Genomic DNA, 15,019 nt, shown 5'->3' on the forward strand with positions numbered 1-15,019 from the left:
CTATAGGGTTAGGGTGAATTCAGTGCGATTTTCGTTATTTTTTATTGTGATGTGTTGGAGTGTTTTTGCTTCAGCTCAGGCAAAAGATGTGTTGGTCATTCACTCTTATCATCAAGGCTTTTTCTGGACAGATGATTTCCATAAAGGATTATCCGATGAGCTCGATCGTGATGGGTTGTCGTATCGTGTCGTTTACCTTGATAGCAAACGTACTCAAAACCCTGAATACCTTGAGCGTGTCTACCAGCTTTATCACACCAAGTTGATGCATGAAGAATTCGCTGCAGTTGTGGTGAGTGATAATAACGCGCTCAATCTAATGAAGCGTCTCGCGCCCGATCTCAAAGATACGCCAGTCATCTTTGGCGGCATCAACAATTTCTCCCCTCAAATGATTGAAGGCTTAAATGCTACTGGCATTACCGAAGACATAGACTTGGTTGGCAACATCGAGCTGATCAAGCGCCTTCAAGCGACCGTAAAAAAGATCTACATTGTTACCGATCATTCAGTCACGGGTGAGGCCATTCGTTCTCAAATCGATCTGTTCATCAAAACCCATCCGGATTTTTCTGACCTCGTTGAGCACTATGTGCCGGATTCTTACCAAGAGTTAATGGCCTTTTCTCAACGTGCTGACCTAGGCAAGAGCTTGCTGTTTTGGGCGTACTACCGCGATGCACAAGGTCGAGTGAGTAGCGATGAGGATTGGCGACAACTGAATATCAAGACCCAAATGCCACTGTACATGGTGCACGATCTCGGGCTAGGTTTTGGTGCGATTGGTGGTGTGATTCAAAGTGGTGAAACGCAAGGTCGAGACACGGGACGCGTGCTGTTGAGTGTGCTGAAAAACCCTAAGGCACCATTGCCATTGGTGGTTGCTGGCGCGCCAGAAATCAAACTTGATTACCAACAGATTTCAAGATGGGATCTGGGTGCAGAGAATGAAGCCTCGGTGACCTTCCTCAATAAGCCGAAGTCATTTCTAGTGCGCTACCGCGATGAAATTCGCACCATAGGTTTGCTGTTTTTGGTGATGTCGTGTGTCATCGCGACCTTGGTGTATTACCTCAATCGCCTTAAAAAAAGTGAACGTGCCAGCCGAAAAAGTCAGCTGCTGCTTGAGTCGATATTCGACCAAAGCCTGCAGTTCATGGGGATCATTGATAAGGGTGGTGTGCTGCTGTCGAGTAACAGCAAGCTACATGAGCTGCTTTATAACCAAGGCTATAAACTGGGAACGCCGCTGCAACAACACCAACATTGGGAAAGCTCTGCGCGAGAAGTTCTAGCCGACTATTTCATTGCAAAAAGTGAGCACCCAGCCTTACGATTTGAAGCCGAGGTGTGGTGTCGAGATCGCGGTGCGATGGTGTTGGATATTTCATTGAAGCCGATGCCGGGCAGTGAAGACGAAGACATTCAGTTTCTCTTTGAGGCGCGCGACGTGACGTCACGTAAGCTTGCTGAGAATAAGCTGTTCCAACGTGAAGCAAACTTGAAGCTGTATTACGACAAACAGCCGGTGATGATGATTACGCTCGATGGCAATAATCGCATTCAACAAGTGAACCAGTTTGCCGAAGAGCTTTTGGGTTACCCACTCGATCAGTTGTTGGGTCATCGCCCTAGAGAGTTCTATGTTGATGAGAACGCGATGATTCCTCGCCATATCTTGCTGCAACCTCAGCATAAGATTCGTGGTGTATGGCGTCGTGATATTGAATATCGCCATGCCGACGGCAGCAAGATCTGGATTCGTGAAAATATCCGCCCGTTGGTCGAGTCTGATCAGCTGTTGATTGTTGGGGAAGACATCACCGAGACGCACGAGCTCTCAGAAAAGCTAGAGTATCAGGCTCGCTATGACCTGCTGACTGACACCTTTAACCGTAACCACTTTGAGCAAGAGCTGCAAAAAGCGCTGAAAGAGGTTGAGAGTCACATGCGAACTCACGCGATGTTGTTCTTAGATTTGGATCAGCTGAAAGTGCTGAACGATACCGCAGGACATGAAGCGGGTGATGCTGCGATCTTGTTTAGCGCTAAGTTGCTAGAAGACGTGCTGCCTTACAATGCGGTATTAGCGCGAATGGGTGGTGATGAGTTTGCAGTATTAATGAAAGACTGTACTGAGCGAGACGCGGTTAATGTGTGTCGCAGTATTATCTCGATGATGAGTGAGAATCCATTCTTGTGGGATGATATTCGACTCAACCTGACGTGCTCTATCGGTATTCGATTGATTGACCATACAGCAGCTTCACCGCAGATGGTGCACGCTCAGGCGGATGCAGCTTGTCATGCCGCTAAAGAAGAAGGTCGCAATCGCTATCACCTTTACCACCAAGATGATGAAGACCTGCGTCGTCGTCATCTAGAGATGGAGTGCGTCAACCTCGTGCATGAGGCCTTGGCTAATGATCGCTTAGAGCTGTTTGCGCAGCGTATTCTTGGCCTAGATGAAGACAGCGATAAAATGCACTTTGAAATCTTGGTGCGCATCAAGAACATCCAAGGGGAATACATCTCCCCAGGGATTTTCATGCCAGCCTCAGAGCGTTATAACATCGCGCATTTGATTGATCGCCAAGTTGTCAGTCAAACCTTGGGTTGGTTGGAGCAACGCCCTGAGGTTATTGAGGAACTCGGGATGTGTTCAATCAACCTCTCCGGTCACTCGATGGGGAATCGTGAGTTTGTCGAATTTTTGATAGATAGCCTGAGCGATTCATCGATACCGTGTCATAAGATTTGTTTAGAGATCACCGAAACGGCTGCGATGAGTAACATGAAGCAGGCGATCAAGTTCTTCACTCGAATCAAAGAGCTTGGCTGCATGATTGCACTGGATGATTTTGGCTCAGGGTTATCGTCATTTGGTTATCTGAAAAAACTGCCCGTCGATATTGTGAAGATCGATGGCCTGTTTGTGCGTGATATTGATGTCAATGAGATGGACCATGTGATGGTTCGCTCGATCAATGATCTCGCTAAGCAGATGGGTAAGCACACCGTGGCTGAGTTCGTTGAAAATACCCAGATCATCGACAAGCTGATTGAGTTGGGTGTGAACTACGCGCAGGGCTACATCATAGGCCGACCTAAACCACTCGCAGAGCTCGTTGAAGAGTTAAGACAAGAACGAGAGACAGAGCCATTGGTTTAGGTAAGCTGACTTTAGCTGGGAATACTTTTCACCGCTAATATGTATTGTTGAGGCAATCAGGTAAACTGGTTGCCTCTTTTGTTTTGAATACTACTGTCTGTTGGAGACGACCTTGCAACTACAACTGATTTGCGAAGATGCTACCCAAATCGATCATTTGAATGACTTAGCGACCCGCTGGAACTTATCTCATGATGAAAGCAGTGATTTTGCTTTGGTACTGACCAGTGAGCGACTTGAGCTACGTAAAGTCGATGAGCCTAAGCTTGGCGCTATCTTTGTTGATTTAGTGGGAGGCGCTGTCGGGCACCGACGTAAGTTTGGTGGTGGTAAAGGTCAGGCGATTGCCAAAGCAGCTGGTTTAAACAAAGGCGCAACGCCAACTATTCTTGATGGTACTGCAGGCTTAGGGCGCGATGCGTTTGTGTTGGCTTCTCTAGGTTGTAAGGTGCAAATGGTCGAGCGTCACCCAGTTGTGGCCGCACTGCTTGATGATGGCTTGCAGCGAGCGCAACAAGACCCAGACATCGGTGGTTGGGTAAGCGAACGTATGAAGTTGATTCACGCATCCAGTCACGATGCTTTAGACAAGCTCAGTAATGATCCTGATTTCGAACAGCCAGACGTGGTGTACCTTGACCCAATGTACCCACACCCAGATAACAAAAAGAAATCGGCTTTGGTCAAAAAAGAGATGCGCGTATTCCAATCTTTGGTGGGTGCCGATCTGGATGCTGATGGTCTATTTGAGCCGGCGATGAAATTGGCATCGAAGCGAGTTGTGGTTAAAAGACCGGATTACGCAGCTTGGTTAGACGAGCAAAAACCGAGCATGGCGATCGAAACCAAAAAGAACCGTTTTGACGTCTATGTGAAAGCATCAATGACTTAGCGGAAGCATCAATAACTTAGCTACACGCTAAGAAAATTTCCCGTCATAAATACGATAAATTGCCATTTAACACTTGCGATAGTCGCGTTACGGATGTATATCTAACTAAGAATCATTATTATTCTTAGCTGGAGTTGTAGTATGGCTAAACGCTTTTGTAAGTTAAACCGTCGAGATATCACTGAACACTTGGGCGAGATCCACAGCTTGGTGACTGAACCTAAGTTCGTGTGTCGTTCTTGCGCGCGTTCTTCGGCGGATCAAGCGAATCTATGCAAACCAACCGCAATTCCACCTCTTGGTTGTCAAAACAAACCCGTTGAAGAGAAAGTCGCATGCGGCCTGCTAGCGGAAACATTACCTGCACCAGAACTATCGCTTGCGGAAATCAACGAGACAATTGAACCGAGCGTACAAATGTTCGATCCTGCCGCCGCTGATATTGCCCCTGAGCTTGCAAAAAAAGAAGCCGCGCAGAAGAAAGCCAAGCTGAAAAAACTGATGGCGAAGGCGAACGGTGATGAGAAAGCTGAACTCAAACAAGCGAAGAAAGCAGCTAAGAAACAAGAAAAGTACAATAAGAAACTGGCGAAGATGATTAAGAAGCAACAAAAGCTGTTTAAGAAAAGCCAGAAGCTGGAAAGTGAATTGGAACGAATCAACCTACAACTTGATGATGTGGCCTTCACTGAAACCAAGACTCAGGTAGTGAGCCACAATCACATCCACTGAAGTTGATTTGAATGGTTTATTGCTAGAGCGATGATTTAAAAAGAGCGACCTAAGGTCGCTCTTTTGCTTTTTGGGGTTATCCGAGCTGACTCATGCAGCTCGTTCAAATCAGCTAAGCGTTGCTTGCGGATCTTGCTACGCGCTTCTTCACCCAGGTTTCATTGACGAATAGAGAGAATAAGATAACGGCGCCACCAATAGACAAGCGAACCAAATCGACATCTCTGTTCCAAATCAGGATATTCACCACCAGGCCCGCAGGAACCAAGGCATTGTTCATCACTGCCAGCGCGCCAGCATTCACCATGCACGCGCCTTTATTCCACATAAAGTAACCCAGCCCCGAAGCAATCAAGCCAAGGTAGATCAGGATTCCCCATTGAAGTGTGGTGGTGGGTAGTTTCTCTGGATTGCCCAGTAGCATGAAAGCCACTGACGCGACACATAGCGCTCCTAAGTAGAAGTAACCAAATACGGTTCGCTGAGGTAACTCGGTTGATTCCTTCTCCATCACCACCTTGTAGCCCACCTGACCGATAGCAAAGCACAGGTTCGCGCCTTGCACGACGAGGAAGCCAACTAAAAAGTTTTCGTTGATGCCTGCGAATTTAATGAATACCGCGCCCAATACCGCAATTGCCGCCGTTACTAAGTACCACGGAGAGAATTGCCCTTTGAGAAAGTCATAAATCAGCGTGACGTAAATTGGCGTGAAAACGGTAAACAAAAGGACTTCAGGAACGGATAGCAGTAAGAAAGATTGATAGTAGAAGCAGTACATCAGGCCAAGCTGGATACCACCAATTGCCATCAATTTAGCGATCAGCTTACGCGATACGCCGCGAAACTTTAGGAAAGGAAGAAATACGACGCCAGCAAGGGCAACACGCATCAGAACAGAGAACCAAGAATCAACCTGACCCGCAAGGTAAACGCCGATCAGGCTAAAGGAGAAGGCCCATAGGAGGGTAACACCAGCTAAATAGCTCATAGTAAAACTTCGTTAATAAGATATGAGCTGTATGTTACCTAACCTTAAATCATTAGTCTTCTGAATCTCTTAGAGGCACGACCAGCATATCAACCGGAGAGGCGTTGATCAGTTGGCGTGTTGAAGAGAGCAGCTTGCTCCAAAAGTCTTGATGGTGGCCACAAACCACGAGATCAACATTGAACTCATTGATGGTGTCACACAGCTCATGACTCAAATCACCACTGCCTACTAAGGTATGGGTGATCGGGTATTGGGCGTGTTCCGCAAAATTTTGCAGCTGAATACGAGATGCTTCCATCGCGTTGTGCTGGGTTTCGGCCATGTTGATATCAATCAGGCCAGTGTAGAGCTCTGCGTAGTTAATATCGATATGGATAAAAGAGACTTTGGCTTCCAATGGCTTTGCCAATGCTACCGCTTTATCCACAATTAATTTGCTGTCTTCTGATAAATCGACCGCGACCAAAATATGTTTGTAACTCATATCGCTACCTCCTTTATTCATTGTCTGTTTAAAGATTAGCACTATGCGATGGCTTTTTTTGCTGAAGTGATCTCATATCCACTGTCTTGCGTAATGACACGTCGAAATATTGGTTAACTAATGGCCTGCGAGATATTCATTAAATAGTGATATAGTAGAGAAAATTGAGGATGTAATTAGGAGTCTTAAATGCTGTCAAAAACTATGGTTGAGCAACTGAATGATCAAATTAACCTAGAATTTTTCTCATCCAATCTATACTTACAAATGAGTGCTTGGTGTGAAGACAAAGGATTTGAAGGTGCAGCAGAGTTTCTGCGTGTTCATGCAGTAGAAGAAATGGAACATATGCAGCGTCTTTTCACTTACGTAAGCGAAACAGGTGCAATGCCAATTCTGGGTGCAATTGAAGCACCAAAACACGAATTCGAAAGCCTTGGCGCAGTGTTCCGTGAAACTTATGAACATGAGCAGATGATTACTGAAAAGATCAACAAACTGGCTCACGTTGCTTTCAGCACACAAGACTACTCAACCTTTAACTTCTTGCAATGGTACGTTGCAGAGCAACACGAAGAAGAGAAGTTGTTTAAAGGTGTATTGGATAAGCTAGAACTTGTTGGTGAAGACGGTAAAGCACTGTTCTTTATTGATAAAGACCTAGCGCAATTGGCAAAAGATGGTTCATCTTCAATTATGGAAGCTCCTGCCGTTTAGGTAGTACGAGAAAGACACTGATTATCTTTTTCTTTTGAGTTTTCTTATGAAGATGTAGGGAGGAAAGGATGATCAGCGGCGACACTATTCTATTTGCACTAATGGTTGTGACTTGCGTGAACTGGGCGCGTTATTTTACTGCGCTAAGAACGCTCATTTATATTATGCGAGAAGCGCATCCTCTACTTTATCAACAAGTAGACGGAGGCGGTTTTTTCACAACCCATGGCAATATGACCAAACAGGTTCGCCTGTTCAGTTACATCAAAAGCAAAGAGTATCACCATCATCATGACGAAGTTTTTACTTCGAAGTGCGATCGTGTAAGACAGTTATTCATACTCTCTTCTGCTCTGCTAGGTGTAACCTTGCTGTCTTCTTTCATCGTCTGAGTTTTTAGTACGTGTGAAGTAGAGCTTAGGTTTTGGTGTGAAGCTTGGTTGTTGGTTCGCTAAGCCAAGTAGTGGTTTTGCTGCTGTCTGCAAACTGTACAATTGAACATCAATTGCAAAGTTTAAAATTGCCGCTAAAATAGCGAGCAATTAGTAAGGATGTGCTGTTTATGCACATCCTTTTTTATTGATGGCATTTCGAGAACAGGGTGTACTCGGGCTGCAAAAGTGAAGAAAAGCAGAACCACATGAGTGAAAAATTTGATGTAATCGTAATTGGTGCGGGCGCCGCAGGCTTAATGTGTGCTGCGGAAGCTGGTAAACGCGGCCGACGAGTGCTGGTGGTTGATCATGCAAAGAAACCAGGCAGAAAAATTTTAATCTCAGGTGGCGGTCGTTGTAACTTCACTAACTATGATGTTTCAGCCAACAACTTCCTGTGTAACAACCCTCACTTCGTGAAGTCAGCTTTATCTCAATACACCAACTGGGATTTTATCTCGATGGTCAGCAAGTACGGTATTGAGTTCGAAGAACGCGATCACGGCCAGTTGTTCTGTGTAAATGACCACACCGCAAAAGACATTGTGAGCATGCTGCTTGACGAGTGTAAGCAGGCGAAAGTTGAACAGCGCTACCGTTGTGATGTTCACTCAATCGAAAAAACAGACGCTGGCTTTAAGATGCACCTTAATACCGACGAAGTTGAGTGTGACTCACTGGTTGTAGCGACAGGTGGTTTGTCGATGCCTAAGCTAGGCGCAACGCCATTTGGCTACAAGATTGCCGAGCAATTTGGTTTGTCTGTGATGCCAACTACCGCAGGTTTAGTGCCATTCACTCTGCACAAAGAAGATAAAGAAGCTTTCGCAGAGCTTTCTGGTATCGCAATTCCTGCCGAGATCACCGCGCAAGACGGAACCTTGTTCAAAGAAGCACTGCTGTTTACCCACCGCGGCCTATCGGGTCCTTCAGTTCTGCAAATTTCTTCGTTCTGGAAAGCGGGTCAGTCGGTTTCGATTAATCTAGTACCTGAAGTCGATGTAGCTGAGCTGCTGGCTAACTCTCGCGAGAAGCACCCAAATCAGAGCCTGAAAAATACCTTGGCGAAAGCACTGCCGAAGCGTTTTGTGGAAGTGTTGATTGACCGTAAAGAGCTTGAAGACAAGCCGCTAAAGCAGTTCAATGAAAAACAGCTGAACGACATCGTAGAGCATCTAGAAAACTGGAAAATCGCGCCAAACGGCACCGAAGGCTACCGAACGGCCGAAGTAACTCTAGGCGGTGTGGACACCAATCACCTATCGTCAAAAACCATGGAATGTAAGAGTGTCTCTGGCCTCTACTTCATCGGTGAAGTAATGGACGTTACTGGCTGGCTTGGTGGTTATAACTTCCAATGGTGTTGGAGTTCTGGCTTTGCTGCAGGCCAGTGGGTTTAAGCTTAACCATAGATTTTAAATGACATAAAAATGGCGAGTCATACGACTCGCCATTTTTGTATCACACATTGTGTTCTAGCTCTAGATTCGACTTTATCGATAGCTTTTCGTGCTCAATCGAATCATTTAGCTCTTATTTTACGCAGCTTTGTTTTTTGAAAACTTGATCTGTTGAATCACCAAGCCAGCAATGATCAGTACCAAGCCAAACAGCGTTGCAGGGTGAATCTCTTCACCTATGATGGTTGAAAGTAGCATCAGTGAGATAAACGGTGAGGCAAAAATCAGGTTGCTGATACGCGCCGTATTGTTGGTTAACTTGAGTGCTGATAACCACAATACAAAGGTAATGCCCATCTCAAATAGTCCAACGTAAGTCACCGCTATCCAACCCTTCGCCGTAATTTGGCTAAAGCTTTCACCCTCAAAAATGGTTAAACCGATCGCGAATGGTAATGCCACTAAGAAACCAAGCAGTACGCCAACCACTGGATCAGCCTTGTTTTTTGTGTTGAGAATCCAATATCCCGCCCAAAGCAGAGTAGAAAGCAGCGCCAGTGCCACACCGAGTGGACTGTCGAATTGCATGCCTAATACATCGCCTTTAGTCGCAATAACTACCACACCCGCATAGCTGAAGGTACAAGCAATCCAATCTTGTTTGCGAATCTTTTGCCCCAGAAAAACCGCCGCCATTAAGGTTAGCGTGATAGCCCAGCTGTAGTTGATGGCTTGAGCTTGAGAAGCGGGCAGCAGGTCGTAGGCTTTGAATAGAATCAGGTAATAGGCCAGTGGGTTGACTAAGCCGAGTAGTAGGTAATACCAAGGGTTTGAAAGAAACGTAGTACTCAGTTGAGAAAGCTTGCCTTGAAAGGCGCAGACTGCGATCAGCGCAATCGACGACACAATGCTAGCAATGGTCAGCATTTGAATAGGTGAAAACTCAGCAAGGGTCAGCTTAAAAGCAGTAGCGACCGTTGACCACAGCAGTACTGCGGAAAGGCCAAAGCCCAAGGCACGACGTTCGTTCATGGCAACTCATTCTAATTTGATGGGACAGAATACGGAGCGCCTAGTCTATCTGTCGAATTTTAATACGGCAAACTGGACATTTATCCAGTATCAAAATACCATTTAATGAGTTATTTCCAATTAGGCTAAATCATTATCATGCAATGGATTATCGAACATCAGGCAACGCTTATTGCTGCAATTTCTGGCGCGCTCGTCAGCGGTGGTGTGGTGGGTTGGTGGATTAAACAGAAGCTCTCTTTTCAGCAGCGATTGCTCGAGCAGCAGCTAGAGTCCGATCGTTTGTTGCATGAATCTCAGCAAGCTCAGCTCAAAGCATCACTCGCAGAGGCGCAACAAGAACTCAATGAGTTAGATGATGAGCGAGACAAAGCGGCATTCGAGCTCAAGCAGGCGCACGGTAAGGTGATGGCTGCGATGGAAAAGCTGCGCTACTTTGAGGCTGTGAAGCAAGAGCGCCAGCAGTACGCTGATGAGATCAATGTGCTTAAAGATCATAAGTCTGAATTAGAAGCCGAGCTGCGCGAGCAAGAAGCAAGGCATGACCAAGAAAACCTCGCCAATAGCGAAAAGCTGCAACTACTAGAACAAGCCGAATCTCGACTTAAGCAGCAGTTTGAACTGTTAGCGAACCAATTGTTTGAAACCAAAACCGCCAAGGTCGATCAGCAGAATAAGCAGAGCTTAGAAGGTTTGTTGTCTCCACTAAGAGAGCAGTTGGAAGGCTTCAAGAAACAAGTGAACGACAGCTTCAGCCAAGAGGCCAAAGAGCGTCATACTTTGGTGCATGAGCTTAAGAACCTACAACGCCTTAATGAGAGTATGACGCGTGAAGCGGTGAACCTGACTCAAGCGTTAAAGGGTGACAACAAACAACAAGGTAACTGGGGCGAGGTGGTACTGGCACGGGTGCTGGCTGAATCAGGGCTGCGCGAAGGTCATGAATACCAAACGCAAGTGAACCTGCAAAACGATGCGGGCAAGCGTTATCAACCGGATGTGATTGTGCATCTGCCACAAGACAAGCAGGTGGTGGTGGATTCGAAAATGGCGCTGGTGGCATTTGAACGCTACTTCAATGCCGAAACCGATCAGCAACGCGATGCTGCACTACGCGATCACTTGGTGTCACTGCGAGCGCACATCAAAGGCTTAAGTCAGAAAGATTATCATCAGCTCAAAGGTATACAGAGCCTGGATTACGTATTGATGTTTATCCCGGTTGAGCCAGCATTCCAAGTGGCGATTCAGGCTGATCCTAGCTTGGTGAAAGATGCGATGGAGCAAAACATCATCTTGGTCAGCCCGACCACTCTGCTGGTGGCACTGCGTACCATTGATAACCTGTGGCGCAACGACAGACAGAACCAGAACGCCCAAGTTATCGCGGAACGTGCGAGCAAGCTTTACGACAAGCTGCGCCTGTTTGTTGATGATATGGAAGGCCTTGGCAGCTCACTTGATAGAGCAAACCAAAGCTACCAAGGGGCGATGAATAAGCTAGTGACAGGGCGTGGCAATGTGATTCGTCAGGCAGAAAGCTTCAAGCAATTGGGTGTTGAAGTGAAGAAACTGATCTCGATTGGTCTGGCTGAAATGGCGCAAAATGAGGCTTTTTCAGAAAATGCCTCCTTAGTAGAAAGACAACCTGCTGAGGATAAAGTAAACTAATCGGCCGCAGCGCCTCTAAATACAAAGAGCGCTGTCGATGAGAACTTACCATGGTAGATAACAGCATTATGGACACAAGCGTGCAGACAAATTCAGCAGTAGAGTCAGAAACCACACACTTTGGTTTCGAAACAGTCGCAAAAGACGAAAAAGTCGCGAAAGTAGCAGAGGTATTTCACTCTGTAGCCGCTAAATACGACATCATGAATGACTTAATGTCGGGTGGTGTTCACCGCTTGTGGAAGCGATTCACGATTGATTGCAGTGGCGTTCGCCCGGGTCAACGTATCCTAGACCTTGGTGGTGGTACCGGTGACCTGACTGCGAAGTTCTCGCGTATCGTTGGTGAAAAAGGCCACGTGGTTCTTGCCGATATCAACAACTCAATGCTGAATGTTGGCCGTGATAAGCTGCGTGATAGCGGTATTGTTGGCAACGTACATTACGTTCAAGCAAACGCTGAAGAGCTGCCTTTCCCAGACAACTACTTCGATTGCATTACCATTAGCTTCTGTCTGCGTAATGTCACCGATAAAGACCAAGCGCTACGTTCAATGTACCGCGTGCTTAAGCCGGGTGGTCGTCTGTTGGTTCTTGAGTTTTCTAAGCCAGTACTTGAGCCACTATCAAAGGTTTACGATGCCTACTCTTTCCACCTGTTGCCAAAAATGGGTGAGCTGATTGCTAACGATGCAGACAGCTATCGTTACCTTGCAGAATCTATCCGCATGCACCCTAACCAAGAAACCTTGGAAGGCATGATGCAGGAAGCGGGTTTCGAGAATACTAAATACTTCAACCTAACGGGCGGCATTGTTGCGCTGCACCGCGGTTACAAGTTCTAGTCGAACTTGGTAGCAGGCTCTTAGGGCGTGCTAAACAATAAGAATAAAGACAGAACGGATAGGTTAAGGCTTATCCGTTTTCAAAGGTAAGGACAGTCATGCCATTTGATCCATTGGTAACCGCGGTTATTGAAACCTCTTTAAATACTTTCGTGAACGATGATCCAGCCTTGGTTCGTCGTTTGTCTCGTTTAAAGGGGCAGATCATTCAAGTTAATTTGAAAGAGTTGAATAAAACACTCACTTTCGTTTTCAGCCAACAAATCGATGTGTTGTCGGAATACGAAGGGCAGCCTGATTGTTACCTATCTTTGAACCTATCGGTGTTACCTGAACTGCGTGAACAATCGAACATCACCAAGCTGATCAAGCAAGATAAGCTGATCTTAGAGGGTGATATTCAACTGGCTCAGAAATTTGCTCAGCTGATGACAGACTGCAAGCCTGATTTGGAAGAGTGGTTATCGCGCGTAACGGGTGATGTGGTTGCGCATACCTTGGTGCAAGGCGTTAAAAACGTCGGTGGCTTTGTAGCAAAACAGGCGACTAAGCATCAAAACCATGTAGCTCAAGTTCTGACTGAAGAGTGGAAGATCGCACCGGCACCGTTAGAAGTCGCGCACTTTTGCGACCAAGTTGATGACGTAAAAAGCTCTGCTGCTCGTCTTGAAGCTAAGTTGAACGTTCTGTTGGAGAAAGCATGACCCCAGCAGAACTGAAACGTCTTTATCATATTATTAAGGTACAGTTGGAATACGGCCTTGATGAGTTGATGCCGGAACACCAACTGACTAAAGCCCCTTTGTTGGCGCGAAAGTCACTGTTTTGGCTCAAGAACAAGCATCAAGATAAAGAGTTGGGTCATCGCTTGCGCCTTGCGTTGCAAGAACTTGGCCCAGTGTGGATCAAGTTTGGGCAGATGATGTCGACACGTCGTGATCTGTTCCCTCCTCATATCGCCGATCAGTTGGCGTTGTTGCAAGACCAAGTTGCGCCGTTTGATGGTCAACTGGCTAAGCAAGATATGGAAAAGGCGCTCGGTGGCAGTTTAGATAACTGGTTTACCGACTTTGATATCGAGCCGCTGGCTTCTGCTTCTATTGCTCAGGTGCATACCGCAAAGCTTAAAGAGAGCGGTCGCGAGATTGTTCTGAAGGTAATTCGACCTGATATTCGCCCGGTGATTGATGCAGATCTAAAACTGATGCACCGAATGGCGCGTATAGTCGCTAAGTCGCTTCCTGAAGCACGTCGTTTGAAACCCGTTGAAGTGGTTCACGAGTACGAGAAAACGTTACTTGATGAACTCGACCTGCGCCGCGAGGCAGCTAATGCCATTCAACTACGACGTAATTTTGAAGGCAGTGAAGAACTGTATGTTCCAGAGGTTATCCCTGATCTAAGCAGCGAAACCCTGATGGTGTCAGAGCGTATCTACGGTATTCAAGTCTCCGATATTGAGACGCTAGAAGCCAACGGCACCAACATGAAATTGCTCGCGGAACGCGGTGTGACGGTATTCTTCACCCAAGTATTCCGAGACAGCTTTTTCCATGCAGACATGCACCCGGGCAACGTATTCGTTAACCCAGAGAATCCAGATAACCCTCAGTGGATTGGTTTGGATTGTGGCATTGTCGGCACGCTCAACAGCGAAGATAAGCGCTATTTAGCAGAGAACTTGTTGGCTTTCTTCAATCGAGATTACCGTAAAGTTGCCGAGCTACACGTTGATTCGGGGTGGGTGCCACACGACACCAACGTCAATGATTTTGAGTTCGCGATCCGTATGGTGTGTGAGCCAATTTTTGCAAAACCACTTGGCGAGATCTCATTTGGCCATGTGTTGCTAAACTTATTTAATACAGCAAGACGTTTCAACATGGAGGTTCAGCCTCAGTTGGTACTTCTACAGAAGACCTTGTTGTATGTGGAAGGCCTAGGTCGTCAGTTGTATCCGCAACTTGATTTGTGGGCAACCGCCAAGCCTTTCCTTGAAACCTGGATGATGAATCAGGTGGGGCCGCAGGCTGTGATCAACGCAGTAAAAGAGCGCGCGCCATTCTGGGCAGAAAAACTGCCAGAGCTGCCAGAGCTACTTTATGACAGCTTGCGCCAAGGTAAAGCGATGAACCACAGAATGGATCAGCTTTATCAAGGCTACCGAGATAGTAAGCGTCAGCAAGCAACTGGAAAGTTTTTGTTTGGCGTTGGAGCCACTTTAGTCGTATGCTCCGCAATATTAGTTTCAAGCCCTTATGAGCAGCTATCTATGGGCTGTGGCATCGCAGGTGTCACATTTTGGTTGCTTAGTTGGCGAGCTTACCGTCGTTAGACAGTAGACTCTCTTAATATTTTTATGTGTAGACAGACCCGAGGACAATGACAATGGGTGGTATCAGTATTTGGCAACTTCTAATCATTGCTGTAATTGTAATTTTGCTATTCGGAACAAAGAAACTGCGCGGTATGGGTGGTGACTTAGGTTCAGCGGTTAAAGGCTTCAAAAAAGCGATGAGCGATGAAGACAAGCCTGCAGATAAGAAAGATGCAGACTTCGAACCAAAGAATATTGAACAGCAGAAGACAGAAGCTCACGCTGAAACAACTGCTGAAACAAAGAAAGACAAAGAGCAGGCGTAAATC

Annotated in this window: 14 protein-coding genes; 11 read left to right on the forward strand and 3 right to left on the reverse strand. The window is 46.4% G+C overall.

The annotated features are described in order from the left end of the window. The first annotated feature begins 49 nt into the window (after positions 1-49). The 3 genes from MSG34_RS20640 to MSG34_RS20650 all read left to right on the forward strand — a co-directional run bounded on the left by MSG34_RS20640 (position 50) and on the right by MSG34_RS20650 (position 4,796). Positions 50-3,172, forward strand: a complete 3,123-nt coding sequence (locus MSG34_RS20640) for an EAL domain-containing protein (RefSeq protein ID WP_248339341.1) — start codon at positions 50-52, stop codon at positions 3,170-3,172. Between the two features lie 112 nt (positions 3,173-3,284). Beyond that, positions 3,285-4,064 carry a class I SAM-dependent methyltransferase gene (locus MSG34_RS20645; protein WP_248339225.1) on the forward strand — a complete coding sequence of 260 codons (780 nt, stop codon included), beginning with the start codon at positions 3,285-3,287 and terminating at the stop codon, positions 4,062-4,064. 141 nt (positions 4,065-4,205) lie between these two features. Then, positions 4,206-4,796: a hypothetical protein gene (locus tag MSG34_RS20650; protein WP_248339227.1), complete on the forward strand. Its 591-nt coding sequence runs from the start codon at positions 4,206-4,208 to the stop codon at positions 4,794-4,796. A 112-nt stretch (positions 4,797-4,908) separates the two neighbouring features. Here the strand turns inward: MSG34_RS20650 and MSG34_RS20655 are convergent, their stop codons facing one another. After that, the gene (locus MSG34_RS20655; RefSeq protein WP_017060148.1) at positions 4,909-5,787 is read right to left on the reverse strand and encodes a carboxylate/amino acid/amine transporter; all 879 of its coding nucleotides are present in this window, start codon (positions 5,785-5,787) and stop codon (positions 4,909-4,911) included. A 52-nt stretch (positions 5,788-5,839) separates the two neighbouring features. Further along, positions 5,840-6,274 carry a universal stress protein UspA gene (uspA, locus tag MSG34_RS20660; protein ID WP_017060149.1) on the reverse strand — a complete coding sequence of 145 codons (435 nt, stop codon included), beginning with the start codon at positions 6,272-6,274 and terminating at the stop codon, positions 5,840-5,842. Positions 6,275-6,463: 189 nt separating this feature from the next. Between uspA and ftnA the strand changes: the two genes are divergently transcribed. The 3 genes from ftnA (at position 6,464) to MSG34_RS20675 (ending at position 8,825) form a co-directional block, all read left to right on the forward strand. Further along, positions 6,464-6,991, forward strand: coding sequence for a non-heme ferritin (ftnA, locus tag MSG34_RS20665; RefSeq protein ID WP_017066029.1), 528 nt, complete (start codon positions 6,464-6,466; stop codon positions 6,989-6,991). A gap of 68 nt (positions 6,992-7,059) precedes the next feature. Then, positions 7,060-7,383, forward strand: coding sequence for a universal stress protein UspB (uspB, locus tag MSG34_RS20670; RefSeq protein WP_009848060.1), 324 nt, complete (start codon positions 7,060-7,062; stop codon positions 7,381-7,383). 248 nt (positions 7,384-7,631) lie between these two features. After that, the gene (locus MSG34_RS20675) at positions 7,632-8,825 is read left to right on the forward strand and encodes an NAD(P)/FAD-dependent oxidoreductase (protein ID WP_050053166.1); all 1,194 of its coding nucleotides are present in this window, start codon (positions 7,632-7,634) and stop codon (positions 8,823-8,825) included. A gap of 138 nt (positions 8,826-8,963) precedes the next feature. Here the strand turns inward: MSG34_RS20675 and MSG34_RS20680 are convergent, their stop codons facing one another. Continuing rightward, entirely contained in the window at positions 8,964-9,857 is an 894-nt protein-coding gene (locus MSG34_RS20680; protein WP_052880273.1) for a DMT family transporter, read from the reverse strand. Positions 9,858-9,995: 138 nt separating this feature from the next. On the opposite strand from MSG34_RS20680, the gene rmuC reads away from it, so the two are divergent. The 5 genes from rmuC (at position 9,996) to tatA (ending at position 15,016) form a co-directional block, all read left to right on the forward strand. Further along, positions 9,996-11,528, forward strand: a complete 1,533-nt coding sequence (rmuC, locus tag MSG34_RS20685; protein ID WP_248339228.1) for a DNA recombination protein RmuC — start codon at positions 9,996-9,998, stop codon at positions 11,526-11,528. A gap of 65 nt (positions 11,529-11,593) precedes the next feature. Beyond that, entirely contained in the window at positions 11,594-12,373 is a 780-nt protein-coding gene (ubiE, locus tag MSG34_RS20690) for a bifunctional demethylmenaquinone methyltransferase/2-methoxy-6-polyprenyl-1,4-benzoquinol methylase UbiE (protein ID WP_026012235.1), read from the forward strand. Positions 12,374-12,471: 98 nt separating this feature from the next. Beyond that, positions 12,472-13,077: an SCP2 domain-containing protein gene (locus MSG34_RS20695; RefSeq protein ID WP_050652702.1), complete on the forward strand. Its 606-nt coding sequence runs from the start codon at positions 12,472-12,474 to the stop codon at positions 13,075-13,077. Beyond that, the gene (gene ubiB, locus MSG34_RS20700; protein ID WP_017065813.1) at positions 13,074-14,708 is read left to right on the forward strand and encodes a ubiquinone biosynthesis regulatory protein kinase UbiB; all 1,635 of its coding nucleotides are present in this window, start codon (positions 13,074-13,076) and stop codon (positions 14,706-14,708) included. Before MSG34_RS20695 ends, ubiB begins: the two co-directional genes overlap by 4 nt. 53 nt (positions 14,709-14,761) lie before the next feature. Next, complete coding sequence (gene tatA / locus MSG34_RS20705) at positions 14,762-15,016, forward strand: Sec-independent protein translocase subunit TatA (protein ID WP_017060154.1); 255 nt, start codon at positions 14,762-14,764, stop codon at positions 15,014-15,016. The last annotated feature ends 3 nt before the right edge of the window (positions 15,017-15,019 follow it).

Origin of the sequence: Vibrio sp. 1CM2L (assembly GCF_023161695.1) — a bacterium.
Taxonomy (GTDB): domain Bacteria; phylum Pseudomonadota; class Gammaproteobacteria; order Enterobacterales; family Vibrionaceae; genus Vibrio; species Vibrio coralliirubri.

Coding starts and splice junctions, on each gene's coding strand:
- uspA (WP_017060149.1), bottom strand. CDS start 6,274: ATGAGTTACAAACATATTTTGGTCGCGGTCGATTTATCAGAAGACAGC.
- uspB (WP_009848060.1), top strand. CDS start 7,060: ATGATCAGCGGCGACACTATTCTATTTGCACTAATGGTTGTGACTTGC.
- rmuC (WP_248339228.1), top strand. CDS start 9,996: ATGCAATGGATTATCGAACATCAGGCAACGCTTATTGCTGCAATTTCT.
- MSG34_RS20655 (WP_017060148.1), bottom strand. CDS start 5,787: ATGAGCTATTTAGCTGGTGTTACCCTCCTATGGGCCTTCTCCTTTAGC.
- tatA (WP_017060154.1), top strand. CDS start 14,762: ATGGGTGGTATCAGTATTTGGCAACTTCTAATCATTGCTGTAATTGTA.
- ubiB (WP_017065813.1), top strand. CDS start 13,074: ATGACCCCAGCAGAACTGAAACGTCTTTATCATATTATTAAGGTACAG.
- ftnA (WP_017066029.1), top strand. CDS start 6,464: ATGCTGTCAAAAACTATGGTTGAGCAACTGAATGATCAAATTAACCTA.
- MSG34_RS20675 (WP_050053166.1), top strand. CDS start 7,632: ATGAGTGAAAAATTTGATGTAATCGTAATTGGTGCGGGCGCCGCAGGC.
- MSG34_RS20650 (WP_248339227.1), top strand. CDS start 4,206: ATGGCTAAACGCTTTTGTAAGTTAAACCGTCGAGATATCACTGAACAC.
- MSG34_RS20695 (WP_050652702.1), top strand. CDS start 12,472: ATGCCATTTGATCCATTGGTAACCGCGGTTATTGAAACCTCTTTAAAT.
- MSG34_RS20640 (WP_248339341.1), top strand. CDS start 50: ATGTGTTGGAGTGTTTTTGCTTCAGCTCAGGCAAAAGATGTGTTGGTC.
- MSG34_RS20680 (WP_052880273.1), bottom strand. CDS start 9,857: ATGAACGAACGTCGTGCCTTGGGCTTTGGCCTTTCCGCAGTACTGCTG.